The organism is Olsenella sp. KH3B4 (assembly GCA_900111695.1).
Taxonomy (GTDB): domain Bacteria; phylum Actinomycetota; class Coriobacteriia; order Coriobacteriales; family Atopobiaceae; genus Tractidigestivibacter.
Genome location: FOHD01000002.1, coordinates 198,621 through 223,382 on the forward strand (window position 1 = coordinate 198,621; position 24,762 = coordinate 223,382).

18 protein-coding genes, 2 pseudogenes and 1 riboswitch are annotated in these 24,762 nt (G+C 62.3%); of the genes and pseudogenes, 10 read left to right on the plus strand and 10 right to left on the minus strand.

Annotated features, from left to right (window positions below; all coding sequences use genetic code 11):
* Window positions 1-219 precede the first annotated feature (219 nt).
* On the plus strand, window positions 220-393 hold the full coding sequence (locus BMX94_RS10590) for a hypothetical protein (protein WP_177171300.1): 174 nt from the start codon (window positions 220-222) through the stop codon (window positions 391-393).
* A gap of 272 nt (window positions 394-665) precedes the next feature.
* Here BMX94_RS10590 and BMX94_RS02825 read toward each other — a convergent pair whose 3' ends face one another.
* On the minus strand, window positions 666-2,048 hold the full coding sequence (locus tag BMX94_RS02825) for an alpha/beta hydrolase-fold protein (RefSeq protein WP_091003203.1): 1,383 nt from the start codon (window positions 2,046-2,048) through the stop codon (window positions 666-668).
* A 184-nt stretch (window positions 2,049-2,232) separates the two neighbouring features.
* Between BMX94_RS02825 and BMX94_RS10715 the strand changes: the two are divergent.
* The 3 genes and pseudogenes from BMX94_RS10715 to BMX94_RS10720 all read left to right on the plus strand — a co-directional run bounded on the left by BMX94_RS10715 (window position 2,233) and on the right by BMX94_RS10720 (window position 4,455).
* Window positions 2,233-3,240 (plus strand): annotated as a pseudogene (locus BMX94_RS10715) (FecCD family ABC transporter permease).
* Between the two features lie 44 nt (window positions 3,241-3,284).
* A pseudogene (locus BMX94_RS10820) lies at window positions 3,285-4,100 on the plus strand (ABC transporter ATP-binding protein); the annotation flags it as partial.
* Between the two features lie 31 nt (window positions 4,101-4,131).
* Entirely contained in the window at window positions 4,132-4,455 is a 324-nt protein-coding gene (locus BMX94_RS10720) for an ATP-binding cassette domain-containing protein (protein WP_286159993.1), read from the plus strand.
* A gap of 15 nt (window positions 4,456-4,470) precedes the next feature.
* Here BMX94_RS10720 and BMX94_RS02845 read toward each other — a convergent pair whose 3' ends face one another.
* Window positions 4,471-5,061 carry a TetR/AcrR family transcriptional regulator gene (locus BMX94_RS02845; protein ID WP_091003211.1) on the minus strand — a complete coding sequence of 197 codons (591 nt, stop codon included), beginning with the start codon at window positions 5,059-5,061 and terminating at the stop codon, window positions 4,471-4,473.
* Between the two features lie 180 nt (window positions 5,062-5,241).
* Here BMX94_RS02845 and BMX94_RS02850 point away from each other — a divergent pair, with 180 nt between their 5' ends.
* Both BMX94_RS02850 and BMX94_RS02855 read left to right on the plus strand, forming a co-directional pair.
* Window positions 5,242-7,365 carry an efflux RND transporter permease subunit gene (locus tag BMX94_RS02850; RefSeq protein ID WP_091003213.1) on the plus strand — a complete coding sequence of 708 codons (2,124 nt, stop codon included), beginning with the start codon at window positions 5,242-5,244 and terminating at the stop codon, window positions 7,363-7,365.
* 67 nt (window positions 7,366-7,432) lie between these two features.
* Window positions 7,433-10,282 (plus strand): YhgE/Pip domain-containing protein, encoded by a 2,850-nt coding sequence (locus BMX94_RS02855; RefSeq protein WP_091003216.1) that lies wholly within the window; start codon window positions 7,433-7,435, stop codon window positions 10,280-10,282.
* Window positions 10,283-10,490: 208 nt separating this feature from the next.
* Here BMX94_RS02855 and BMX94_RS02860 read toward each other — a convergent pair whose 3' ends face one another.
* The 5 genes from BMX94_RS02860 to BMX94_RS02880 form a co-directional block, all read right to left on the minus strand.
* A complete protein-coding gene (locus BMX94_RS02860; RefSeq protein ID WP_091003218.1) occupies window positions 10,491-10,871 on the minus strand; it encodes a hypothetical protein in 381 nt (126 codons plus the stop codon).
* A gap of 9 nt (window positions 10,872-10,880) precedes the next feature.
* Window positions 10,881-11,300, minus strand: a complete 420-nt coding sequence (locus tag BMX94_RS02865; protein ID WP_091003221.1) for a peptide deformylase — start codon at window positions 11,298-11,300, stop codon at window positions 10,881-10,883.
* Window positions 11,301-11,707: 407 nt separating this feature from the next.
* Window positions 11,708-13,144 (minus strand): radical SAM/SPASM domain-containing protein, encoded by a 1,437-nt coding sequence (locus BMX94_RS02870; RefSeq protein ID WP_218138449.1) that lies wholly within the window; start codon window positions 13,142-13,144, stop codon window positions 11,708-11,710.
* Between the two features lie 228 nt (window positions 13,145-13,372).
* A complete protein-coding gene (locus BMX94_RS02875) occupies window positions 13,373-14,683 on the minus strand; it encodes an ATP-binding protein (protein WP_091003226.1) in 1,311 nt (436 codons plus the stop codon).
* Between the two features lie 202 nt (window positions 14,684-14,885).
* On the minus strand, window positions 14,886-16,685 hold the full coding sequence (locus BMX94_RS02880; RefSeq protein WP_091003228.1) for an ABC transporter ATP-binding protein: 1,800 nt from the start codon (window positions 16,683-16,685) through the stop codon (window positions 14,886-14,888).
* Between the two features lie 226 nt (window positions 16,686-16,911).
* Window positions 16,912-16,996, plus strand: a riboswitch (ZMP/ZTP riboswitch).
* Between the two features lie 75 nt (window positions 16,997-17,071).
* Here BMX94_RS02880 and BMX94_RS02885 point away from each other — a divergent pair.
* From BMX94_RS02885 to BMX94_RS02900, 4 genes are all read left to right on the plus strand, one after another.
* Entirely contained in the window at window positions 17,072-17,707 is a 636-nt protein-coding gene (locus BMX94_RS02885; protein ID WP_091003231.1) for an IMP cyclohydrolase, read from the plus strand.
* Window positions 17,708-18,006: 299 nt separating this feature from the next.
* A complete protein-coding gene (locus BMX94_RS02890) occupies window positions 18,007-19,185 on the plus strand; it encodes a phosphoribosylaminoimidazolecarboxamide formyltransferase (protein ID WP_091003233.1) in 1,179 nt (392 codons plus the stop codon).
* A gap of 151 nt (window positions 19,186-19,336) precedes the next feature.
* Entirely contained in the window at window positions 19,337-19,624 is a 288-nt protein-coding gene (locus BMX94_RS02895) for a type II toxin-antitoxin system Phd/YefM family antitoxin (RefSeq protein ID WP_091003236.1), read from the plus strand.
* On the plus strand, window positions 19,617-20,048 hold the full coding sequence (locus BMX94_RS02900) for a type II toxin-antitoxin system VapC family toxin (RefSeq protein WP_177171303.1): 432 nt from the start codon (window positions 19,617-19,619) through the stop codon (window positions 20,046-20,048). Before BMX94_RS02895 ends, BMX94_RS02900 begins: the two co-directional genes overlap by 8 nt.
* 277 nt (window positions 20,049-20,325) lie before the next feature.
* Here the strand turns inward: BMX94_RS02900 and BMX94_RS02905 are convergent, their stop codons facing one another.
* Genes BMX94_RS02905 through BMX94_RS02915 form a run of 3 tightly spaced genes read right to left on the minus strand, consistent with a single transcriptional unit; the run spans window position 20,326 to window position 24,521 of the window.
* On the minus strand, window positions 20,326-20,985 hold the full coding sequence (locus tag BMX94_RS02905; RefSeq protein ID WP_091003244.1) for a potassium channel family protein: 660 nt from the start codon (window positions 20,983-20,985) through the stop codon (window positions 20,326-20,328).
* An 11-nt stretch (window positions 20,986-20,996) separates the two neighbouring features.
* Entirely contained in the window at window positions 20,997-21,650 is a 654-nt protein-coding gene (locus BMX94_RS02910) for a potassium channel family protein (protein WP_091003246.1), read from the minus strand.
* 6 nt (window positions 21,651-21,656) lie between these two features.
* Window positions 21,657-24,521 carry a cation-translocating P-type ATPase gene (locus tag BMX94_RS02915; RefSeq protein ID WP_218138450.1) on the minus strand — a complete coding sequence of 955 codons (2,865 nt, stop codon included), beginning with the start codon at window positions 24,519-24,521 and terminating at the stop codon, window positions 21,657-21,659.
* Window positions 24,522-24,762: the final 241 nt, after the last annotated feature.

The following is a 24,762-nucleotide window of genomic DNA, read 5'->3' on the forward strand; positions in this document are numbered from 1 at the left end:
ATCCGGGCAACCAGCACCACACGACTTGGTCTACCTCGAAAAACGCGTATATATTGCTTTGGGAAAGGTTATAAAGAAGGCCAATACATCCCAACCACACTGGCAGGAACTGTAGGGATACGGGCCTGAAATGAACACGTGACAGCCTGAAGCTGCCCCTTCGTTTTTGCCCGCAGGCAGCGAGCGGTCATCGGGCGGTGCCGCGCCTACAAGGTCATCGTGACGGCCAGCGAGGATGCGGCGCTGCACGCCGTCTTCGATGACGTGCTGGCATTTGGTAGGGACGCAAGTGAGGGCTCGTCGCTCCACCGAATCTATGCCACCTTTGGGGTCACGTACTTCTTCGACCGGCTGTTCGCCCAGTACGCACGCACGTTTGACTCGCTGCCGTAGGGATACAGCTGCAGCATTTTTGGGTGCAGCGTGGCGGGGTTCTGAATGTGTACGATTTGATGGCGGCAGATAGTAGCAAACTGGGCTTTTCAGTCGCTTGAATACCAAATTGCACACATTGCGATAAGAACTCCGAGATTTTGGACGGTTAGGTATTTATCGGACGGTTAGGGTCCTCTAACCGTCCGATAAATGCGGCACCCCACCCTTCGACGCCGGATTTCGCCATGTAGGAAGGGTTAAACGGAGAGAGCACGCGTCACTGTTGTTACCTAGCGCGAGGACCCTTGGCCACCGGAGGACTTGCGCGTGCGAGAAGTGCGCTTGGTGCCGGTTGTGGGCTTCTTCGCTGCCGCAGGCTTCTTCCTTGTCGCCGGCTTCTTCGCTGACGCGGGCTTCGCTGCCGCAGGCTTTGCTGCCGCCTCGTCAAGCACGGATTGCAGCTTGGCCTTTGCCGCTGCCTCGCGCTCGCGCGTTGCCTCGACAGCCTCCTTTGCCTGCGCAACATCGCTCTCAGCCGCGACACACTCGGACTTCGCACTGGCTACCGCCGCCTCGGCCTCACCGGCAATCCACTGCGCCGAGGCAAGCTCGGCGGCCGCCTTGTCGGCTTCCACCTGGGCCTCGTTGCCCTTGCGGATGGCATCCTCGAGCAACGCGGCAATGCGGTCCTTCTCGGCCCACGCATCCCGCGCAAGCGCCGAGAGACGCTCGGCCTCGCTTTCGTGCTCGGCAACGGACTGCTGCTCTGCCTTGGTGCGCTCCTCGGCGGCAGCAAGCACGTCGCGCGCCTTGGCGAGGTGCTCCTTGGCCTGCTCAAGCCTCTTTCCTGCATCAGCAAAAGCCGCGCTGGCGCTCTGAGCAGCTGCCCGCGCATCTCCCACAACAGAGGCAGCGTGTCTGCGCTGCAGCCCGCCCTCCTCGACCAGGCACGGAAGCAGCTGACGAGCTTCCTCCTGCCACCAGCCCCAGCTATGGTCAACGTCGGCACCCCAGTACTCAAACGTGGCGGCAACGCCAGCAGACGCGAGCTCGCCCTGAAGCGTGCGCTGGGTCTCGCCGCCCTCCTCGCCAGCACCCGTCCCGCACACAAACGCAAGCTGAGAGCCGGACAGCCCCTCTACCAGAAGCGGATTGTCGCCAAGTCCCCGCGCGAGGTCAACGGGCGAGAAAGCACGCCATCCGTCGTTCATGGCGTCGCCCACCACCCACGCGGCGTCATAGGTGCCAGAGAGCGCGAGGAGTCCGCCATAGAGTTTGGGTCGACGCAGCATGGCGATGGTCGCGTTGAGGGCACCGATTCCCGCGCCGGCGACAATGGGGGCCCCGGCGCCTGGCGCCTCGTCGCTCACCAGCTGGACAAGCTCGTTCTCGACCAGGTCGAAGTAACCGCCAAGGCTCGCAAGTCGGTAGTCGGTGGGAGCAAAGCCCGCATACCAGCTGGCCCCGTCGGCGGAGTCCACGCAGAAGAGCCGCACGCGCCCGGCGTCAATGAGCCCGGCCAGCGCGTCGACCATACCGCCATCCTCCCAGCTTGCGCATGAGGAATTGCCCTCCGGAAACACGATAACCGGCCGGCCGGCAGTGCCGTACAGCGTCACGTCAAAATCTCCGTCGACACCATCGCGGTGCAGGGTGAAGTCCTTGGTCTCCATGTTGCCTCCGTCTCGCGTTCCCGATGCCTCCATTTTGCGCCATTGCGGCCGGTGAGCCAAACGCCATTGCCGCCCACGTGCCGAACGGCGGTCCAAGCCGCTCGCCAAACGTCCCGTCCCCCCAAAGCGTTAGGTATTGTTATGATGACCGGCGAGCGGGGAGTTGGGGCCGGCGGGCAGGCGCGTGGCCGTTGCCTGCCTCGCCGCGCTCCTGGTAGTCCTCGCGTTTGTCTCGTTTACCGTGGGCACCTACAGCATGACGGCCGAGCAGCTCCTCTCGACGATACGGGCGTTTGTTGCCGGCTCCATCGCGGACGCCGAGACCTCGCGCTCTGTGGCGGTGCTCTTCTCCATCCGCATCCCTCGCGTGCTTCTAGCCTGCGCCGTGGGAGCAGCGCTTGCTGTGTCCGGTGCCGCCTACCAGGGCATATTTCGAAATCCCATGGTGAGCCCGGACATCCTGGGCGTGAGCAATGCCGCAAGCGTGGGCGTTGCGCTGGGGCTCCTCTGGGGTTTCCCCACCGTGGTGGTGCACGCGATGTCCTTCGCGTTTGGCATTGGCGCCGTGGCGCTGGTACTTCTCGTCTCCCACGTGGCAACGAGAAGGTCCGCCGACGCGACGCTGGTGATGATCCTCTCGGGCGTGGTCATTGGCTCGCTTGGCCAGGCGGTTCTCTCGCTGGTGAAGTACATCGCCGATCCCGACAACACGCTGCCTGCCATCACCTACTGACTCATGGGCAGTTTCGCGAGGTCCGGCAACGCGCTGAACGTGCTCATCATGGCAGGCGTGCTGGCGGTTGGCTCCGTCACGCTGCTGGCACTTCGCTGGCGTCTCAACGCGCTCTCGTTTGGCGACGAGGAGGCGCGCTCGCTCGGCGTCGACGTGCGTCGCTGCCGCCTGTTGGTGATTGGTGCCTCCACGCTCATGACGGCCGTCTCGGTGTGCTTCTGCGGCGTCATCGGCTGGGTGGGCCTCGTGATTCCCCACATCGTGAGGCTTGCGACCGGTCCGGACTACCGCTCGCTCATTCCCGCGTGCCTTCTCACCGACGCCTGCTTCATGCTTGCCGTCGACGACGTGGCGCGCGTCCTGGTGCCGGGCGAGCTTCCCGTTGGCGTGCTCACCGCACTTGTCGGCGCGCCGCTCTTTGTCTACATGCTTGCCCGCAACCAGCGGCGGGCCTACTAAACGGCGGCCAGACTTCCCAGCCGCCGCACGAGGGGAGAAAGGCCATGAGGGACCACTCCGCACACGTCACACTCACAAGGGAGCAGGCCATCGATGCGCTGCTCACGCATATGGGCACCGCATCCGCAACGGAACTCGTGGGCATTCGCGACGCATGGGGGCGCGTCTGCGCCGCAGACTGTCGGGCGGCTACCGACGTACCCAACGCCACGTGCGCCCAGATGGACGGCATTGCCGTGCGCTCTGCGGACTTCGTGGACGGCATACCGGACACCTCTCTTTGGAGGCCTGGCCGGGACTTTGGCTGGGCAAACACCGGGACGGCCATGCCGGCGGGCTTCGACTCTGTGATTCCCATCGAAGGGGTTCACTTCCCCAAGGCGCCAACGCTGGACGAGAAGGACCCCGGCGCGCCCCTGCTCGACGCCGCGCCGCGCACGGCGGGCGCCTTCTGCCGCCAGCGCGGCTGCGACTTTGCCTTCGGCGACGTGGCGCACGCGGGCGAGCTGGCGTGCATCCTGGGCGCAAACGGCAGTGGCAAGACCACCACACTCCGCGCGATTCTGGGCCTAGTCGCCCCAACAGAGGGAGACGTCCTGGTAGAAGGCGCCTCCACGCTGGGCCTCTCTGACCTTGCGCGAGCGCGCATCTTTGCCTACGTGCCGCAGGCAAGCGAGCCGCCCTTTCCCTACCTCGTGCAGGACGTGGTCATGCTCGGGCGCACCCCGCACCTGCGGGGCTCGCAGGTCCCGGGGACACGGGACGAGAAGGCCGCCCGCAACGCCATGGCGCGCATGGGCATCCTGGGCATCGCCGAGCGACCGTTCACGCAGCTTTCCGGCGGGCAGCGCCAGCTCGTGCTCATCGCGCGCCCTCGCTCAAGAACCGCGCGTGCTGGTGATGGACGAACCCACGGCAAGTCTCGACTTTGGCAACCAGCTTCACGTGCTCACGCAGGCTCGGGAGCTGGCACGCGACGGCATGGCGGTGCTGATGGTCACACACGACCCGGACCACGCGCTTGCCTTTGCCGACAGGGTTGTGCTCGTGGAGAATGGCCTGGTTACGGCCGAGGGAACACCAGACAGCGTTCTTACCGACGCGGTTCTCAGCCAGGTCTACCGAACACCCGTCCACGTGGCCCGCGTCGCCGGCGGCGTGGGTTGGTGCGAGCAACGCGTCTGCGTACCGGGCTTACGCCCCCAAGGCCGCTAGGGGCTCGCCCGCGGTTTAACCCAGCTTCAAGTCCGCGAGGCACATTCCCGTTGAGCGCACGAAGTCGCTCAGGTACTTATTGACCTCATCGATCTCAACGCCGGGGTAGTCCCCCACAAGCCATGACCTATACGTGTGCAGCACACCCCCGGCAAGGTAGTCGGTGAGAAGGGCGCTCGCGCGCTTCTCCTGCGGTGTGTTTGCCGGAATGCGCTGCTGCACCCACTCGCGGAAGCGGTTCTCCAGCGCAAGAAGGAAGGGCTCCACGCTTCTCGACTCGACGAGCTTGCACGTGAGCTCCCTGTTCTGGTCAAGGTAGTCGCCCACCTGCGTGAGCACGGGCAGCGGGTCCTCGAGAAAGCCCGCCTCTATCGCCTTTGAAAGAAACTCCGAGATGGTGTCTGCCGTGTCGGCCATAACGGACCTCATGAGGTCGTCCACGTTGTCGAAGTGCGCGTAGAACGTGCCACGGTTGAGATCCGCCTTGCGCGCCACGTCGGAGACCGTGATGCTCTCATAGGGCTTCTCGGCAAGCAGCTCCATGAACGCCTCCTTGAGCAGGCGAATGGAGCGCTGCGCGTTCCTGTTCATGCCCTTCTCTGCCATAAGTGCCTCCTCCAAAGTGCAACAGATGACGAAGTTAGTGTACAAGTCCAAACGAAATGGGTCCCATGATGACCCGAAGTTCCTCAGTTCCCTTCATGAGAATTGAATTCGGGTAGAAATTCACCAAGTGTCTAACAACGTACAGCTGAGTGATTTATACCCGAAAGGAGCAGCAAGCAGATGGAACGCTTTTTTCGTGGGGTGCTCCGCCACAGAAAGCTGGTCATCACGATCTTTGTGATTCTCACCTGCCTGAGCGTGGCGTGCATCCCGCAGGTGAAGATCGATGCCAACATGAGCGACTACCTGCCTACCAGCGCAAAGTCCTCGCAGGACCTCAGCGACATGAAGGCGATCTACGGCAACGACATCACCAACGCCCGCATCTACGTGACGGGCATCTCGCAGGTGGACGCCGCCTCGTTTGACGAGCAGCTCAAGAACCAGCCAGGCGTCACCTCGGTCACTTGGCTCGGTGACGAGGTGGACCTCGACAAGCCCATCGAGGTTGCAAACGCAGACACCGTCAAGGAGTGGTACGACGGCGATGGCTACCTCTACCAGTGCGTCTTCACGAGCGACGTGGACCAGGCCGAGATAGACTCCATCCGCTCGATGGCGCAGGCGCTCCCCGGCGCGCAGACCGTGGCCATCGACGGCTCGGCCGTGTCCGACGCCGCCAACATGGCGACGATCAACACCGACATGGCCAAGATCATGACCATCGCCGTCATCGTGGTGTTTGTGATGGTACTTCTCAACACCACGAGCTACCTGCACCCCGTTGTGATGCTGCTCACCATTGGTGTGGCCATAGCGCTCAATATGGGCACCAACATCTTCCGCGGCACCATCTCCTCCATCACGCAACTGGTAGCAAGCGTGCTGCAGCTGGCCGTCTCGATGGACTACTCCATCGTGCTGCTAACCAACTTTGGACGCTACCGTGAGAAGACGGACGGCCAGTTTGAGGCCATGGTCATGGCCATGACCAAGTCGTTCCCCGTCATCCTCTCCTCCGCGGCCGTAACGTTCTTTGGCTTCCTCTCGCTGGCCGCCATGCAGTTCCTCATTGGCGCCGACATGGGCATTGCGCTGGCCAAGGGCATCGTGTGCTCGTTCTTCTCGATCACGCTCTTCATGCCCTGCCTGCTGTACAACATGCGCAACGCCGTTGAGAAGACCTCACACGCACCGTTCTTCAAGTCCTTCAACCGCATGGCAAAGGTGTGCCGCGCCGGTGCGGTGCCCGCGCTGATCATCGCCATTGTGCTTGCCGTGCCCGCCCTCAGGGCTTCTGGTGCCGTGAGCTTCACGTATGGCTCTGCGGCAAACATCGCGCAGGACTCGCAGGTCAAGATTGACGGCGACATCATCAACAAGGCGTTTGGCGAGTCCCAGACCTGGGCCATCATGGTTCCCGAAGGCAACTGGGCCGAGGAAAACGCCCTGGTAGACGAGCTCAAGGCCCTCCCCACGACCAAGAGCGTGCTCTCGTACTCAACCATTGCCGGCTCCGCCCTGCCGCACGAGCTTGCGGACGAGAGCCAGGTAAAGCAGCTGCTCAACAGCGGCTGGAGCCGCATTGTGCTCACCTCGAACATCCCCGACGAGTCAAAGGGTGCCTTTGACCTGGTAACCACCGTGCGCAACATCTGCCAGGAGCACTACGGCGACAACTACAAGCTTGCCGGCAACGCGGTGAGCTACGCGGACATCAAGTCCGTCACCACGACGGACAACACCACCGTCAAGATGGCCTCGATCCTTGCCATTGGCGCCGTGCTTCTCGTGATGTTCAAGAGCATCTCGATCCCCATCATCCTGGTGAGCGCCATCGAGGTCTCCATCTGGATCAACGAAGCCGTGCCGTACTTCACCGGCGACACCATCAACTTTGTGGCCTTCCTCGTGATCGATGCCGTGCAGCTGGGCGCCGCCGTAGACTACGCCATCATCTTCACCGAGGAATACCTGGCGCGCCGAAAGCGCATGAACAAGAAGGACGCGGCATTCCAGTCTGTGGAGAAGACCGCACAGCCCATCATCACCTCCAGCTCGATCCTTATCCTGGCCTGCATCGGCATCACCGTGGCCGTCTCCAGCCCCATGATCCAGCAGGTGGGCGAGCTCATCGCCCGTGGCGCGTTCATCTCTGTTGTCGAGATCTTCTTCGTGCTGCCGCTGCTCTTCCAGCTGCTTGACGGCTTTGTGCGCCACACCAGCTACAAGATTGGCTTCTACCAGGAGGGCAAGGAGAAGAGCTCCCTGCCGGACTCCCCCACCACCACGCCCGCAGCCTAGAGGCGGACAAGACATGCATCGACCACGCGACGGGCACCGCCCGCCCCAGACGTTTGGAGTGACAGCAATGACCACCAGGAACAAGAAGAAGAGCGTTGCCGAGAAGGGCGCCCCCTCGCTTGGACGCAGGGCGTTCGTTGGGACCATGGGCACGCTCATGGGCGTTACGATGTGCGTGCCGTTTGGCGCCACAAAGGCGCTGGCAGACGAGGTGAACGGACAGTCCACCGAACCGGATTCCAACGCGCAGGCAGGCGAGTCCCAGAGCGCAAAGACCGAGGTCGTCTACGCGAGAACCGACGCCACGGGCAAGAAGAGCGGCGTCTACGTGGTGAATGACTTTGACGCCCCCACGCAGGAGACCGTGACCGACCCCGGCACCTATACCAAGGTCCAAAACCTCTCGACCTCCGAGGAGCTCACCAACACCAACGGCTCGGTGACGCTCACCACCACGGCCGGCGAACCCGTCTACTACCAGGGCAACCTTGATGCCTCGACGCAGCTACCCTGGGACGTCGAGGTGACCTACCGCCTGGATGGCAAGGTTGTCTCGCCAGATGAGCTCTCGGGCAAGAGCGGCAAGCTTGACATCGGGCTCAAGGTGATGGGCATGGACGATGACTCGTCTACCTCGGACTTTGCCAAGAGCTTCATGCTGCAGGCGCAGGGCACCTTCCCCAACGACAACTTCCACCTTGATGACTCCGACGACGGCACCGTTGCCGTGGCGGGCGACAACACCCTCGTCACCTACCTGCTGCTCCCCGGCACCAACGGCGACTGGCACATCACGGGCGAGGCCAAGGACTTCACCTACTCCGGCTGGCAGATAAGCGCCATGCCCATCTCGGTGGACCTCAACGTACGCGACACAGACACCTCTCAGCTCACGGACGCAACCTCAAGGCTCACGGATGGCGTTGACCAGCTGGCCTCCGGCGGACATGAGCTGGCAGACGCACTCGACCTCATCGACGCCGGCGCGGATAGCGCCCAAAGCGGCTCTGGCGAGCTGGCGAGCGGTGCAGACCAGCTTGCCGCGGGCACGGGCGAGGCCGTGAGCGGCACGGCGCAGCTCTCTTCCGGCGGGCACCAGCTTGAGAGCGGGGCTGCGCAGCTAGACGCCGGCGCGCAGAGCGCAAAGGCAGGCTCCTCGCAGGTGGCCGATGGTGCGGACCAGCTGTCCGCCGGCACGGCGCAGGCCGTGAGCGGCACGGCGCAGCTCTCCTCGGGCGCCACGGAGCTCTCGGGCGGAATTGGCCGCCTGGATGCCGGCGCGCAGAGCGCAAAGGCCGGGTCTTCTCAGCTTGCGGGCGGCGCAGCGCAGCTCAAGGCAGCGTTGGAGGCGAAGGATGGCTCGCTCACCGCGCTGAAGTCCGGTGCGTCGCAGGTGGCGGACGGCACGCAACAGCTCTACGACACCCTCTCGAGCACGCTGCCGCAGCAGCTTGCGGGCATGAACGCCCAGCTCAACACCGCAAAGCAGTCCGTCGACGGCATACAGCAGGAACTTGCCGCCATTGAGGCCTCTGCGCAGAGCATGGGCGAGAAGGGCCAGACGGCCGTCTCGCAGGCAGAGGCCGTGAAGGCAGATCTCGAGGCGCTCTCGCAGGCCACCTCGGGCATGGGGGCGGCGCTGAGCTCTGCGGGAACGAGCGCCGGAACGGCTGCCGGCAAGGCCACGGCGGCCCAGGGCCAGGCGTCCCAGGCGGCGACCGACGCAACCAACGCATACAACACGCTTGCCACGCTCGACCAGGACGCCACGCTCACGGCGGAGCAGAAGGCCGCCGTCGAAAGCGCCATGGCCTCCGCCAAGAGCGCGGCCGGCGAGAGCACCGCTGCCGCCGGAACCGCCGGCAGTGCCGCAACCGACGCCTCTTCCGCAGTGTCCACCATTCAGACGCTGGCGCAGGGGCTGCAGGGTATGAGCTCCACCGCAACGCAGCTCCAGACCGACGCGCAGGCGCTGAGCGGCACGCTCTCCTCGCTTGAGGGAAGCGCCACCGCCGGCACGGGCATCCAGGGGATGCTCGCGCAGTCGCAGACCGTAGTCACGCAGTCTAACGAGCTGGTCAAGAGCTCCCAGGGGATGGTGAGCGGCGCGCAGCAGCAGCTGGCGGCCGTCGACCTCACGAGCCTGAAGACGCTCAACGATGGTGCGCACCAGGTGTCTGCCGGTGTCGGCACGCTTGCCGGATCGCTCCAAGCGGGCGGCGAGCTCAAGGGTGGCGTGGATGCCCTTGCATCCGGCGCGTCGAGCCTCGACAGCGGACTTGGCACGCTTGCGGATGGCACTGCCTCCGCGAAGGACGGCGCAAAGCGCCTCTCGGCAGGTCTCGACACGCTGAGCAGCGGCTCCACCAAGCTGGATAGCGGCGCCAAGAGTCTGGCCTCCGGCGCGCACCAGTTGGATGACGGCCTGGGCACGCTTTCCGCTGGGACCTCCTCGGCAAAGGACGGCGCCAAGCGGCTTGCGGATGGCATCGACACGCTGAGCAGCGGCTCCACCAAGCTCGACGCCGGCGCCAAGGCGCTTGCGTCCGGCGCGCACCAGCTGGATGATGGCCTGGGCACGCTTGCAAGCGGCACCTCCCAGGCAGCCGACGGCAGCCACACCCTCTCCGACGGCCTCGACGAGCTGCAGGAGTCCGTCGATGGCATGGACGAGAAGGTCCTGGACGAGCTACAGGACACCATCGACGAGAAGCTTGGCCGCAGCTACCAGCTGCACTCCTTTGTCGACCCCAGCAATACCAACGTACGCGAGGTGCAGTTTGTCTACGTGGTGGACGGCGTGAAGAGCGCCGACGACACTAGCAGCAGCTCCGACGACCAGTCGCAGCAGGTGTCCGACGACGAGCAGCAGGACCAGTCGTTCTTCGGTCGTCTCGCCGCGCTCTTCAAGCAGTAAGACAAAGGGGGGTTCCCTTTGTCTCGTCCTTGAATGAAATCAGCCCTCGGGTGCCAATTTGGCGCCGGAGGGCTCGCTATTGAGTGAATCCTGTCGAAAAGAGGCCTATCGGCGCCCGTTTTGCTCCGAAGCCGAGAAAAAGAGTCGACGCGATTGCGAAAATCACTGCTCGGCGCCGTGAATGAGACAAAGGGACTGTCCCTTTGTCTCACTTGGGAAGCTTGCCCTCGTCCTGCGCGCGACGGATAGCCATCTCCATGTGCGCCAGCATGGGCCCGGAGGACGACGTGTCCGGAAGCGGCTCGCCGTGGAAGGAGTTGTCGAACAGCACGCTCATCACGTCGTTGAGGGGGCTCTTGTAACCATCGTCTGTGGCCTTGAGGCCCTGCACATCGTAGCCAGAAGCCTCGAGTGCAAAGGCAATCACGCTCGTCTCGACACCTAGGTCTGCTGCAACCTGAGGCAGGGTCTTCTCGGCATCCACATCCTCGATGCCCATCTCGGCGAGAAGGCCGGGAAGGTCCGGGTACTGCGCAAAGAGCGTGCCCGCAGGCTGCTCGAGGTCGATGACGTTCTTCTCGTCCGCCACAGCTGCCCCCTAGACAAGCTTGCCGTTGCAGTGATCCACCATGTGCTGCACCATCTGGGCCTCCCAGCCGGCGAGGTCGCGGCGGCGCGGCACAAACTTGCCGTCAACCAGCTCGTCGTAGGAGACCTTGACCTTGCCGTAGCGGGTGACCTTGGAGGGCTCGTCGTGCGAGAGGCACCCCTCGACCGTGCGCGTGGCGTTGAGCCCCATCATGATGCGGGGGTTGTAGAGCACGTGAGCCTCACCCTTGTCGTCAAGGTAGACCACCACGGCCTTGGTCTCGCCAATCTGGTTGGCCGCCAGGCAGGCCCCGTCATCGACGGAGCGAAGGGTGTCAATGAGGTCCTGCGCCAGGGGTGCGTCCTCGGGCGTGGCGCGCTGGCACTTCTTGGAGAGAATGGCGTCGTCCTTGCAGAGCTCGCGAATCATGCATCTTCCTTTCGGGAGGGCCGCTGGCAGCCTGGGCCGCCACCAAGGCGACCGGTCCGTTTGGGCTACTGCGGCCATTTTCAAGCAGGCCATATCTTACCGCCTCGCGCACCTTCGCGTGCGAGAAGCTCTTCACAAGCAGTCGCGGCAAGCCGCGGATTTCGAACGTTTAGGATGGCTTAAACGTCGTAATTCGGCGGCATCGGAGTTTTGCCGCAGGCATTCGACGTTTAAGCAAGGCTAACCGGCGAACGCTCGCGACGTATTACGTACGGCAAAGAATGCGGGCCACGAACGCCGGACAAAAAACGAGCGGTTAGGCCGCCCTAACCGCTCGAAAACTGCGAGAAGGACGTGCGCGGGACCGCCCCACCTGCCACCGCCTGCCCGGCGTCGCCCGCGACCAGTTAGTACTTAACCCAGGCGTTGGGGTCGCCGGTCTCCTTGGCGAGACGGTCGGACAACCTGCCCTTGGGGCTAGCAGACCAGATGGGCGCGGACTTCTCGGCCCAGGCGGCAGCTGCTGCCTTTGTCTTGCTCTCGAGCTCGTCCACGTCCTCGGGGTGCACGTAGTCCGTGGACTTGGCACCGGTCTCATGCACCATCTCGGAGAGCTTGCCAGGGTTGTCCAGCAGCGGGCACGGCCTCAGCATGTTGGAGTTGAACGGCTGGTGCGCCTGGTAGCTCTTGAAGAGCGGGCTCTTGTAGCACTCGAGCAGGCTCTTCTCGCGAATGTTGGAGTCAGAGTAGTGAATGAACGCGCAGGGCTCCACGTCGCCGGCGGCGTTGATGTGCATGTAGCGGCGGGCGCCAGCGATGCAGCCACCCGTGTACTCACCGTCGTTCCAGAAGTCGGCGAAGAAGATGGGCACGTTGTTGCGCCAGTTCTTGCGGACCTTGTCGTACATGCCGGCGCGCTGCTCGGCGGTGGCAAGAAGCTCGACGGGAGCGCCCAGGCCAACGGGCATGTACGTGAAGATCCATGCAAAGAGAACGCCCTTGTCGACAAGGAACTGAATGTACTCGTCGCTGGTGATGGAGTCGTAGTTGGCGCTGGTGTAGCACATCGATGCGCCAAACGGCAGCTTGCGCTCGCGCAGGATGTCCATGGCATGCGTGACGCGCGCAAAAGTGCCCTTGCCGCGGCGAGAATCCGTGGCCTCCTCAAACCCCTCGATGGAGAAGGCGGGCATGAAGTTCTTCACGCGCAGCATGTCGTCGGCAAAGGCCTCGTCCACAAGCGTGCCATTGGTGAACGCCGAGAAGAAGCAGTCAGGGTGCTTCTCGCACAGGCGCATGAGGTCGTGCTTGCGCACCATGGGCTCGCCGCCGGTGAAGAGGTAGATGTAGGTGCCCAGGTCCTTGCCCTGGGTGATGATGGAGTCAAGCTCCTCGAAGGTGAGGTCCTTGTGGTTGGCGTTGGTGTAGTTGGCCGCCCAGCAGCCGTTGCAGTGCAGGTTGCAGCGGGTGGTGGGGTCCATGAGGATGGCCCATGGGCAGTTGCAGCCCTCGGTGTCGTTAACCTCGCGCTGGCGTGCGCCGCCAATGGTCACGGAGTTCACGAAGAAGTTGTGCACGAAGGTCTTGACGACGTCCTTGTCGACGTTGTTGATGATGTTGTCGACGAGACGGCGCCAGTTGTTGGTGGGGTCCTTCATGTAGCCCATGACCATGTTGAAGAGCCTGAGCTGGGCATCGTTGATGGAGTCGCCGGAGCCGGCAAACTTGTTGATGAGAGACTCGACCTTTGGCAGGTTGCCATCAAAGTCGTCGTAGAGCATGTTGACACCCTGGTCGACGGCGATGCCGATAGCCTTGGCCTTGATTGACGTGAACGCGGGCATGAGCCTCTCCTTCTCCTGCGGATAACCGCTCTCGGGGCAACCCCTACCTATGCGGAAACGCAGGGCCCGGGGTCTTGATAGAACAGAGAGTATCATCCTCCAAGCTTATTGAGATGATTCCATTTTTTGAAATATGTTCAAATTTAGTACGCAGGCGGAAGGCGATACGCCCAGAAATCCGAAGCTGGCACAGCTGGAGCGGCGGCACCGAGGCATCATTTTGAGAGGCTAGTTGGCTCCGCCTTTCTTCAGGCAGAACGCGGCGTAGAGCGGAATACTCTCGATACCATCGCTCATCCCAAAGTTTCGAGTTGACAAGCGCAGCGTTCGTACGGGCTCGTATTTCTCGCGATAGACAGAGAGGCTGCGCGAGCGGACGTTGTCAGACGACTTAACCTCTACGGGCACGGCTTGTGCGCCACCATCTTCGATGACAAAATCGACCTCGGCGGTTCTCCCGCTCGTCCAGTAGCGAGGCACAAAGCCACCAGCAACAAGGTTCTGCGCCACGTAGTTCTCGGTAAGCGCGCCAGCATCAAGAAACTTGCGGGCGGCCGCGTCAAACATCACCGCTGGCGGAATCTCCATCATCGCGGAGAGAAGCCCCGTATCTGCAAGATAGATTTTGAACGACGAGCGGTCTTCCTGCATCTTTAGAGGCACCTGGCCCGACGAAATCCGAACGCAACGGTTCACAAGTCCAGCAGTCTCGAGCCAATCAAGCGCCACGGAATACTGGCTCGCTCTCCCGCCCGACCGCACTACCTTGTATTGGAACTTGTGATTCTCCTTCGCAAGCTGCGCGGGGACGCTCAGCCATGCTTCACGAATGCGAGCCGTCTCAATTGGTTCGGCATACTTTGCCATGTCCGCAACATAGAGATCTAAGATGTCGCGCTGAATGCGCGAGACATCTGCAAAGTCCCCGTGCTCGGCATATGAGGCGACCGCCTCGGGCATCCCGCCGGTCAACACGTATGTCCTGTAGAAATCGAGAGCCTGCTCATGAAGGGGGTATGGGGCCTTGCGTGCATACGCTTCCGAAATGCCCTTGATCATCTGCCCGTGACCTGTAGCCTCAAGCCACTCGTCAAAGGTCATGGGCAGAAGCGTGAGCGTCTCCACCTTGCCCACGGGCGCTGAGAACCCAATGCGGTTCACAGCAACGCCCAAGAGGCTCCCCGCAGCAACCACATAGGAGTCCGGAAGCTCCTCGCAGATGTACTTGAGCGCGGCAAGCGCGCGCGGCGCCGCCTGAATCTCGTCAAAAAAGATGAGGGTGCGATGGGGATCGATTCGATGGTTAGTAACCTGTTCGATATTGGAAATCACCCGGTTGGGATCCAAGTCGCCATCAAAAACCTCACGCGCGACAGCCTGCCGCTCAAGGTCGAGAAAAACGTAGTCGTCAAACTCTGCCTTGGCAAACTCTTTGATGAGGTAGCTCTTGCCAACCTGGCGGGCGCCATAGACCAGGAGTGGTTTGCGAGAGCTGCGGGACTTCCATCCCATGAGAGCGCTCATCGCGTTACGTTTCATATCAAGCCTCCCATCTTGGTTTCCCGATAGCAGACTACCACATAAGTTGCAAAAAATGTAATCTGTGACATTTTTATCTGTAGAAAAGTGTCACGGATTACATTTTTCATCATTTAATTCATGCGCGAGAGGCGAAGCAATACGCCCCGGCTTCGCTGCATGAGTTGCGAAGCCGGGACGCTCGTTGCCGAGAAGGCCTTCCCTACTCCAGGAAGCCACCGGTCTGGCGGTTCCAGAGGCTCGCGTACTCTCCGCCACGCTCGACCAGCTCGTGATGGGTGCCGTCCTCAACGACCTCACCGTGTGCCAGCACCACAATGCGGTCGAGAGACGCAACCGTGGACAGCCGGTGAGCAACCACGATGGAGGTGCGACCCCGCATGAGGTTCTCGAGCGCGCCCTGCACGAGCGCCTCGGACTCGGAGTCAAGCGCGGAGGTCGCCTCGTCGAGCACCAAGATGGGCGCGTCAACCAGGATGGCACGGGCGATTGCCACGCGCTGGCGCTGGCCTCCCGAGAGCTTGACGCCCCTCTCGCCCACCATGGTGTCAAAGCCGTCCGGCAGCCGCTCGATGAACTCGAGCGCGTTTGCCTCCTCGGCGGCTCGGCGGATCTCCTCGTCCGTTGCGTCTGGCTTGCCGTAGGCGATGTTCTCGCGGATCGAGCGGTGGAAGAGAAGCGCCTCCTGCGGGACGTAGGCAACCTGGCGGCGCAGGCTCTGCTGGGTGCAGTGGCTCACGTCCTGGCCGTCCACCAACACGCGGCCCTCCTGCACGTCGTCCAGGCGCAGCAAGAGCTTGGTGAGCGTGGTCTTGCCCGAGCCGGAACGACCCACCAGGCCAACGCGCTGGCCTGCGGGAATACGGAGGTTGAGGTCCTCGAAGACGTAATCGTCCTGCGGCGCGTCAGGATAGCGGAAACGCAGGTTCTCAAAGTCGATGCGCCCCTCGATGACGGCAAGCGGCTTGGCGTCTGCGTCGTCTGCCACAAGCGTGGGCTCGTCCAGCACGCGCGTCATCTCGGCGGCATCGCCAAACGCGCGGTTGATGCGCTGCATCATGGAGTTGAAGTAGTTGAAGCGCATCGTGAGGTTGTAGGTGTACGTGAACATCATGACCAGCGTGCCGGCGCTTATCCCAAACCACGCGTTGCCGCCCACCACGAAGATCGAGACCACAAACATGATGGCGGTGATGAGCGCCGACGTGGTGAAGCCGCGTCGCATGGTGGCGCGCATGTTGACGTTCTCGGCGGCCATGGCCTCTCGGTCAGCCGTGGTGAAGAGCCCGCGCTCGTAGTCCTCGCGACCGTAGGTCTTGACGGCAAGTATGTTGGTCACGGCATCGGAGAGCACGCCGGAGAGCCTGTTCTGGGCGCGCGACGCCTCGGCAGAGAGGGGAAGGATGCGCCGGTACATGCCGTAGGCGATAACCACGTAGAGCACGAGCATCGCCACGAGAATAGCCACGAAGAGCGGGGCTATGGGTGCGAGAATCCCCACCGTGAGCACGATGGAGGCCAGCGTTGGCCACAGCGAGTACGTCACCACGTCCACCAGGCCGGAGTAGCCCGAGACAAAGCGCGAGGTCTGGCTGACCAGGCTGCCACCAAAGCGACTGTTGTGGAATGTCATCGACTGGTTGGAGAGCGTGTCGAAGCACAGGCGCGACAGCTGGTAGTCGCCGTTGATCTCCAGCTTGTAGACCGAGTAGTCCTGCAGCTTGGAGAGCGTCTGCCCCACGGCGTTTACCACGAGCAGCGCCAGCACGTAGGGCCCAAACACGGGAAGCACCTGATCTGCCGAGACGGGCGAGGCCTGCACGCGGTCAACGATGAGGCCCATCACGTAGGTGTTCGCAAAGGTGAGCAGGGCGATGTAGCCTACCGAGCTCACGATGGAGAGCACGAAGGCGCCAAGCTTCTGTCGCGTGACTCCCCAGAAGTAGTGCAGCGTGCGTCGGATGGTCGCACGGTCGTTCTTGTCGGTTGGTCGAGCAGCCAAAACAATCCCCCTCAGGTTCTTTCGCCACAAGCAGCGTTGGTGTAGCTGATGTAGCTTGCCCCAAGCAAGCCAAGAGTTACGCCACACAGCAGACGTCGCAGCTAAACCACAAATGAACAGGGCGCGAAGGCTCCTACAATCACCTCTGCGGTCACATATGGCAACCCGGCGCATTCTTGATGCCAAGGCACGCAGCCCCTCTCGGCGTGATACAGTGAAGCCACAGGAAACGCGCTGTTACTGACGGATAATCGTGGGACACCACGGGGAAGCAGCGTGAACACAACCCGCCGACCGTCTGGGCAAGCGCACCTGAGTGGGTGCTTGCCCGCTGTTGCCTTTTGGGGCCGGGTCCACTCGCGTGCGCACGAGAGAAGAGAGGACCCATGGAGGATCTGCTCGAGCTGCTGCGCGACAACCCCTATCCCGGACGCGGCATTGTGGTTGGCAGCAACTGCGTCTACTACTGGATCATGGGGCGCAGCTCCAACAGCCGGAACCGCGTGTTTGTGAAGACCGAGGACGGCATCCGAACCGAGGCGCATGACCCTGCGCTTCTCGAAGACCCCAGCCTGATCATCTACCACCCTGTTCGCACCATGGGCAACGACCTTGTGGTGACCAACGGCGACCAGACCGACACAATCGTCGAGAAGGGCGACTTTGTCGCCGGCTGCATGGCGCGCGAGTACGAGCCGGACAAGCCCAACTACACGCCGCGCATCAGCTCGATCCTGCACCCCAACGGCTCATTTGAGCTCTCCATCCTCAAGCGCGCAAGAGACGGGCGCTGCGCACGCGAGTTCTTCTCGTACGAGGGCGCCGATGGCGGCTGTGGCTACTTCATCAGCACCTACCAGGGAGACGGCAACCCACTTCCCAGCTTTGCCGGCGAACCCATTCACGTGGGCATGGGGAGCCCCGAGGAAGTCTGGGAGGCGCTCAACCCCGAAAACAAGGTCTCGCTCTACACCAACGTGAATGGCGAGGTGCGCATCTTCAACAAGAACCTCGGCGACTAGGACCGGCGGTGGGTTGGCACGGCATGTCTTTCCTGCGGGCTCAAGCAGCGCTTCGCGAACTCGCCGCAGGAAAGACATGCCGTGCGCCCGCCGGTCCTCGTCGCCTCCACCCTCCTGTTCTGCTTTCAGCTCTATCAGGCTTGTTTGCGTGTCGTGGCTGATGGTCTTGCAGCCGTACCACGTTAAGTCTGGACTTCCTTCCCCCGCTGGCCTTTTGCCTCTTTGCCTGCGGCGAGTTCGCGAAGCGCTGTTTGAGCAGCAGGCAAAGAGGCAAAAGGCACAAAGAAGAAAGGAAACGTATGAACTCGCTTGAACTTAAGTACGGCTGCAATCCCAACCAGAAGCCCGCACGCATCTTCATGCGGGACGGCTCAGATCTGCCCGTGACGGTGCTCTCGGGCACGCCGGGCTACATCAACTTCCTCGACGCCCTCAACTCCTGGCAGCTCGTGCGCGAGCTGCGCGAGGCAACGGGCATGCCCGCAGCAGCGTCGTTCAAGCACGTCTCGCCAGCTGGCGCGGCCGTGGGCACGCCTCTCTCCGATGAGGACAAGATGGCCTTCTTCGTGGACGACGAGGGCGAGCTCACACCCATCGCCTGCGCCTACATTCGCGCGCGCGGCGCGGACCGCATGAGCTCCTTTGGCGACTGGGCGGCCCTCTCCGACACCTGCGACGAGCGCACGGCCCGCTACCTCAAGCACGAGGTCTCGGACGGCATCATCGCGCCGGGCTACACGCCCGAGGCGCTCGAGATCCTGCGCTCCAAGAAGCATGGCAAGTACAACGTGGTCCAGATTGACCCCAACTACGTCTGCCCGGCGGTCGAGCACAAGGACGTCTTTGGCATCACCTTCGAGCAAGGGCATAACTTCTCGAAGATTGACCGCGATCTTCTCGCCAACGTGGTCACCAAGAACAAGGACATCCCCGAGGCCGCCAAGATTGACATGATTGTGAGTCTCATCACCCTTAAGTACACGCAGTCCAACTCCGTGTGCTATGTGAAGAACGGCCAGGCCATTGGTGTTGGGGCAGGCCAGCAGAGTCGCATCCACTGCACGCGCCTTGCCGGCAGCAAGGCCGACACCTGGTGGCTGCGTCGTCACCCCAAGGTGCTTGGCCTGCGCTTTGTTGACGGCATCCACCGCCCCGACCGCGATAACGCCATCGACCTCTACATCTCAGACGACCACGACGACGTCCTGGCCGACGGCGCCTGGCAGCGCATCTTTGCCGAGAAGCCCGAGGTGCTCACGGCGGACGAGAAGCGCGCGTGGCTTGCCCAGCAGACGGGCGTGACACTTGGCTCCGACGCGTTCTTCCCCTTTGGCGACAACATCGAGCGCGCACACCGCTCCGGCGTGAGCTATGTGGCCGAGCCCGGCGGATCCATCCGCGACGACAACGTGATCGAGGTTGCCGACCGCTACGGGATGGCCATGTGCTTCACGGGCCTGAGGCTGTTCCACCACTAGAGTTTGGGCTTAGGCCTCATAAACGGCGCCCTTGTCTTTCTCGCCGTCCTGCTTGTCTCCCTGGCAGGACGGCGAGTTGCTTTATTCGGGCTACTTGCTTCCTAATGTGGCTACATTCTTATATAATGTAGCCACATTCTAAGGAGACGACATGGCAACAGCACTTACACCCGTTGGGGTCCGGGAGGCAAAGAACCGCTTTAGCGAGCTCGCCACAGAGGTGAATGCGACTGGCCGAGCACTGGTTGTGCTGCGAAACAACAAGCCCTGGGTGACGATTGCCCCAGCAGACGCCGAGTCGGCTGAGCGGAGAAGGCGTGCAGAAGCGCTCAAGGCCCTCACGCAAAGCATCGAGTCGGCAGCGGATGAACCCGCCTGGGACGCATCCCTCTCGGACAAGGAGCTTCTGGGGGAAGAGAGGGAGAGGCGCTTTGGCTAAGGTTGTCTTGGATACAAACATTGTTCTCGACTACCTCAGCGCAGGCCGGCCGTGCCACGCCGAGGCAGCTAGTTTGCTTGAGGGCCTCATCGAATGTGACGTTGTCCCCGTGGTTCCTGCCGGCTGCCTCAAAGACACGTATTACATCTTGTGTCGGCATTACCACAACGAACCACTTGTACGAGAGCGTTTGGATGCATTCCGCAGGGTTGTTGAGGTACAGCCGCTCACAAACGAGGTGCTTGATGCGGCGTTCTCATCGGACGAGCCGGACCTTGAGGACGCCATGGTACGTGCGACTGCAGAGCTTCTCGGCGCCAAAGCGATTATCACGCGTGATGCAACGGCATCCCGTGGCTCGAGCGTGCCCGCCATGGACGCCGCCGTCTTCTGCCAGTCGCTTTCCCCTTCCTTCCCTCAATAGCAAATCGTCCATCGCCGCTCCTTTCCGTTCTCGTTCTTTATCGGTATCTGTGAATGTCGCCTCTCGCTACCTGGGTAAATGTTGGGCCGACTTAGCAGAAACCGATAAAGAGCGGAGGAGAAGGGGAAGAGAGCGAGGAGAGGAGAGAAGGGCAAGGGGCGTCTCGCAGGCAACGACGTTGGAAGCCAGCCTAAGGAGCAGGCCACCCCGGATGCCCTGAGCGTGGCATCCGGGGTGGCGGCTTACCGCAATAGACATCTCGGTGACAAGGAACCACCTAGGCAAAGGCGCGACGAAGCGCTCCGCGAGCCTTCTCGCTCGCAAAGGCAAGGATGTTGTCGCCCTCGCAGAGGCCGGTATCCCCCTTGGGGATGATAGTGTCACCGGCGCGGTCGATAGCGATGATCACCGTCTCGTCGGGGAGCTGCAGCTCGCTCACGCTCTTGCCGGCAGCGCCAGACCCCGGGCGAATCTCAATCTGCACGAGTGCGTGGTTGTCCTTGCCCAGGCGCATGATCGTGAACACGTCCTCCATGTCGAGCCCCTCCTGAACGGAGCGCGCGAGGAGGTCGGCCTGGTTGATTCCCACGTCGACGCCCATTGACTCGTTGAACATCCAGGCGTTCTTGGGGTTGTTCACACGCGCAACAACGCGGGGGACCTGGTACTCGACCTTCGCAAGAGTCGAAACAACCAGGTTGACCTCGTCACTTCCCGTCGCGGCGATGACCACGTCGGCGTTGAGGATTCCAGACTTCTCGAGAATCTCAGGACTCGTCCCGTTTCCGCAGATGATGTCCAGGCCGGGAAGGGCGGCGCGGATCTTCTCGACAGCCGCCTTTCTATTCTCAATGATCGTGACCGAGGAACCGTCGTCCTTGAGGATGGGTGCGAGGTAGGTCCCCGTCTTGCCACCGCCCACAATGATGATTTGCATGAGAAATCCCCCTACTCCGTCTTGCCCAGAATATGAGCGAACTTCTCCAGGGAGCTGCTCGCCACTGCCGCATACACCACGTCACCGTGGCCCAACAGGGTCCCAGACGTTGGAATGAAGGTCTGGTTGTTGTGAGAAAGCGCGATGACCTTGATCTCGCCGACTACCGTAATCTCCTTGACTGGCCGATTCTCCAGCAGGGACGGCACGTCGGCACGCACGATCTGTACCGCGCCCGTACCCAACTCGAAGACGGAGTCCTGCTGGTGATAGGTGAGGAGTTCGCAAGCCCTGCGCACGCCCCAGTCGGTTGTCGAGATGGTCTGGATGCCCAGCCTACGATACGTCTCGGCCTTGGTCACGTCGTACATTCGGGCAATGACGCGTGGCACCCTGTAGGAGTCGCGGGCGATGCGCGCAATCACGATGTTCGCCTCGTCCGAGGTGGTGCAGGAAATGACCGCCTCGGCGCGGTCGATGCCAGCCTTCGCGAGGACGTCACGGTCGAAGCCAACGCCCGCGAGCTTGCGGCCGGTGTATCCCTCGCCGAGTTCCTCGAGGCGCTCGGGGTTCTGGTCGATGGCGCACACGTTGTGCCCCTGGCGATCGAGCTTCCTCGCGAGCCCTATGCCCATGCGTCCGAGTCCAACGATGATAACGTTCATGACGTCCTACCTTTCACTCTGGGTGTCCATGCGGACGCCGTTGCGATCATAGTGGCCATGCCTGCGAACCATGGCCTTCCTCGCCTCTTCGAGCGCAATCACCACGGGGGGCAGAAGCACGAGGTAGAGGTAGTCCCATGCGGTGAGCGGGCAGGTGTGGAAGACGTCCTGGAGCGGCGGGAACAGGGTGATGAACACGATGAGCGCCACTTCGAACAGTATTCCCTTATTGACCTGCCTGTTCGAGAACAGACCCACCGAGAAGACCGATGCAAGTTCCGTGCGGCAGTTCATGACCTCGCCAATCTGCGAGAACACGATGGCGGCGAGCGCCATGGTGGTGGCCCTCACGTACGTGGGGTCGAGGTCCGTGCCAACGCCGAACATCAAGGCGCCAGGACGCCAGCCCGCCGCCCATTGGGCGAAGAAGAACGCGCCAAGCGAGGAGATAGCGCCGAGAATGCCGTACCACAGGAACGCCTTGCGCATGACCTTCCCAGTGAGCAGGGGCTCGGAGGGGTCTCGCGGAGGACGGTTCATGACGTCCTTCTCCGGGGGCTCGGAGCCCAGGCCGAGGGCAGGGAACATGTCGGTGCCCAGGTCGATGGTGAGAATCTGCATCGTGGTGAGCGGAAGGGGCACGGCACCGCCAGAGAACAGGTAGACCGCAGAGGGGACAGCCTCAGGCACGTTGGAGTTGAGGATGTAGAGCATGAACTTCCTGATGTTCGCGTAAACGGCCCTGCCCTCCTCGACCGCGCTCACGATGGAGGCGAAGTTGTCGTCCGTGAGAATCATGTCAGCTGCTTCCTTGGCGACGTCGGTACCCGTCACGCCCATGGCAACGCCGATGTCGGCCTTCTTGAGCGCAGGGGAGTCGTTGACGCCGTCCCCCGTCACCGCGACGACCTCGCCCATTGCCTGGAGGTTCTCAACAACGCGGAGCTTCTGCTCAGGAGCCATGCGAGAGAAGACGACTTCGCCCTTGAGGGCCTTGCGTAGCTCCTCGTCAGAGGTCTTCTCGAGCTCGGGACCAGAGAACACCTTGGGGTGGGCGCTCTTGACGATGCCGATCTTCCTGGCGATGGATACCGCGGTCAAGCCATAGTCGCCTGTGATCATGATGACGCGGATGCCAGCGCGACGGCACTCGGCGACTGCAGCGGCAACCTCGGGACGCGGGGAATCCTGCATGACCTCGAGGCCAACGAAGGTCAGGTCATGTTCGATAACGTCTGGGGTGTACTCGCTCACAGAAGTGGGGACGCCCTTCTCGTCACGATGGATCGGACGATAGGCAACCGCGAGAACGCGCAGGCCATCCTCCGCATACCCGTCGTTGGCATGCATGATCCTGTTGCGCAGGGAGTCGGTCATCTCGACGACCTCCCCGTTCACGCGAACCCTCGTCGAGAGGCGCACAACCTCGTTGGGGGCACCCTTCACGAACGCTACGCGGGTAGCCCCGTCAAGGGGATGCTCGAGCTGGTGAATGGTGGACATGCGCTTGCGACGGCTCTCGAAGGGCAGCTCGCGCACACGCGGAATGTGGCGCTCCTCCTCGGAGAGGTCAAGGCCCGCCTTCTGCGCGGAGACGAGCAGGCATGCCTCGGTTGGGTCACCAAGCACCGTGTAGCGTCCGCCCTCCTTCTCGGGCGCAAGCAGGCGCGCATTCGAGCACAGCGCACCGCCAACGAGAAGCAGGCGGAGGTCATCGTCATCTGCGGCCGAGAAGCTGCGCCCGCCAGCGCGGATCTCCCCCTTGGGCGCATAGCCGACCCCTGTGACCTCGTATTCGCGGGAGGGCGTCCACAGGTGGTTCACGGTCATCTCGTTCTGGGTGAGCGTGCCCGTCTTGTCGGTGCAGATGACGCTCGTCGAGCCCAGGGCCTCGACCGAGGAAAGCGACTTGACGAGGGCGTTGCGCTTGCTCATGCGCTGAACGGCCATTGCAAGCGAAAGCGTGACCGTGGGGAGCAGGCCCTCGGGTATGAAGGCAACCACCATCCCGAGCGCAAATATGAAGGACGCAGCGATGCTGTTGTGAACGAACGCCACGTCAAGCACGAGAAAGACGATGCCCATGAACAGGGCAAAGACGGTGATCTGCTTGGTAAGGTGATCAAGCTGCTTCTGGAGGGGGCTCTGCTTCTCGCCCATGTTCTGGGTGAGGCTCGCGATCTTGCCAAACTCGGTCGACATGCCGATCTGCGTCACGACCACGCGACCGTTGCCCTCGGAGACGGAGGTGCCCTCGAACACGAGGTTGGGGGTCTCGGAGGCAGTGAGGTCCTCGTCGATCACCGCATCGGAGGTCTTGCGTACGGGGCTTGACTCGCCTGTGAGCGTCGACTGGTCTACCTGCAGGTCGCTCGCGCGAACAACCCGGCCGTCGGCAGAGATCTTGTCACCCTCCTCGAGGAGCATCACGTCACCGGGAACGAGGTCCTCCGCAAGTATCTTCTGCTCGTGACCGTCACGAATGACGTTCACGTAGGACGGGAGCATCTTCTTGAGCGCTTCGGTGGCCTTGTCTGCCTGGTGCTCCTGCCAGTAGCTAAAGCACCCGTTGATGACGTTCACCAGCCAGACCGCCACACCAAGCTCGGGCATGCCCGCAACAAAGGCAATGATGCCGGCGACCCAGAGCAGTATGGCCATGAGGTGCGTGAAGTTGGAGAGAAAGACGACGACCTGGGACTTCTTCTTGGTTGCCTGAATGGTGTTCTTCCCGCACTGGGCTTGGCGGCTCGCCGCCTCGCCGGACGTGAGACCAGCCGCAGCCGTTCCCATCGCAGAGAAGACCTTGTCAGGCGTGAGCTTCGCTATCCCATCAATCGGAGAGGACGAAACCTGCTTGGGAGCTTCCACGAAGGCCCTCCTTTCAACTAGGTGCACACCATCCCGCCATGGGCGGCGTGCATGGCATCGACAATGGCGTCGACGCAAAGGAAAGCCTATCCATCGCGGCACCCCCCGAAGCCTAGTTTGGGAGCACAGCCGGATTCAGCATACCTGTAGCATAAAAAACTAGTGAGTCAACAATAAAGATGCTATTAAAACCGCAGGTATATTTAGTAATGCTGTCTTTATTAATCCTTATTGTGTGAGA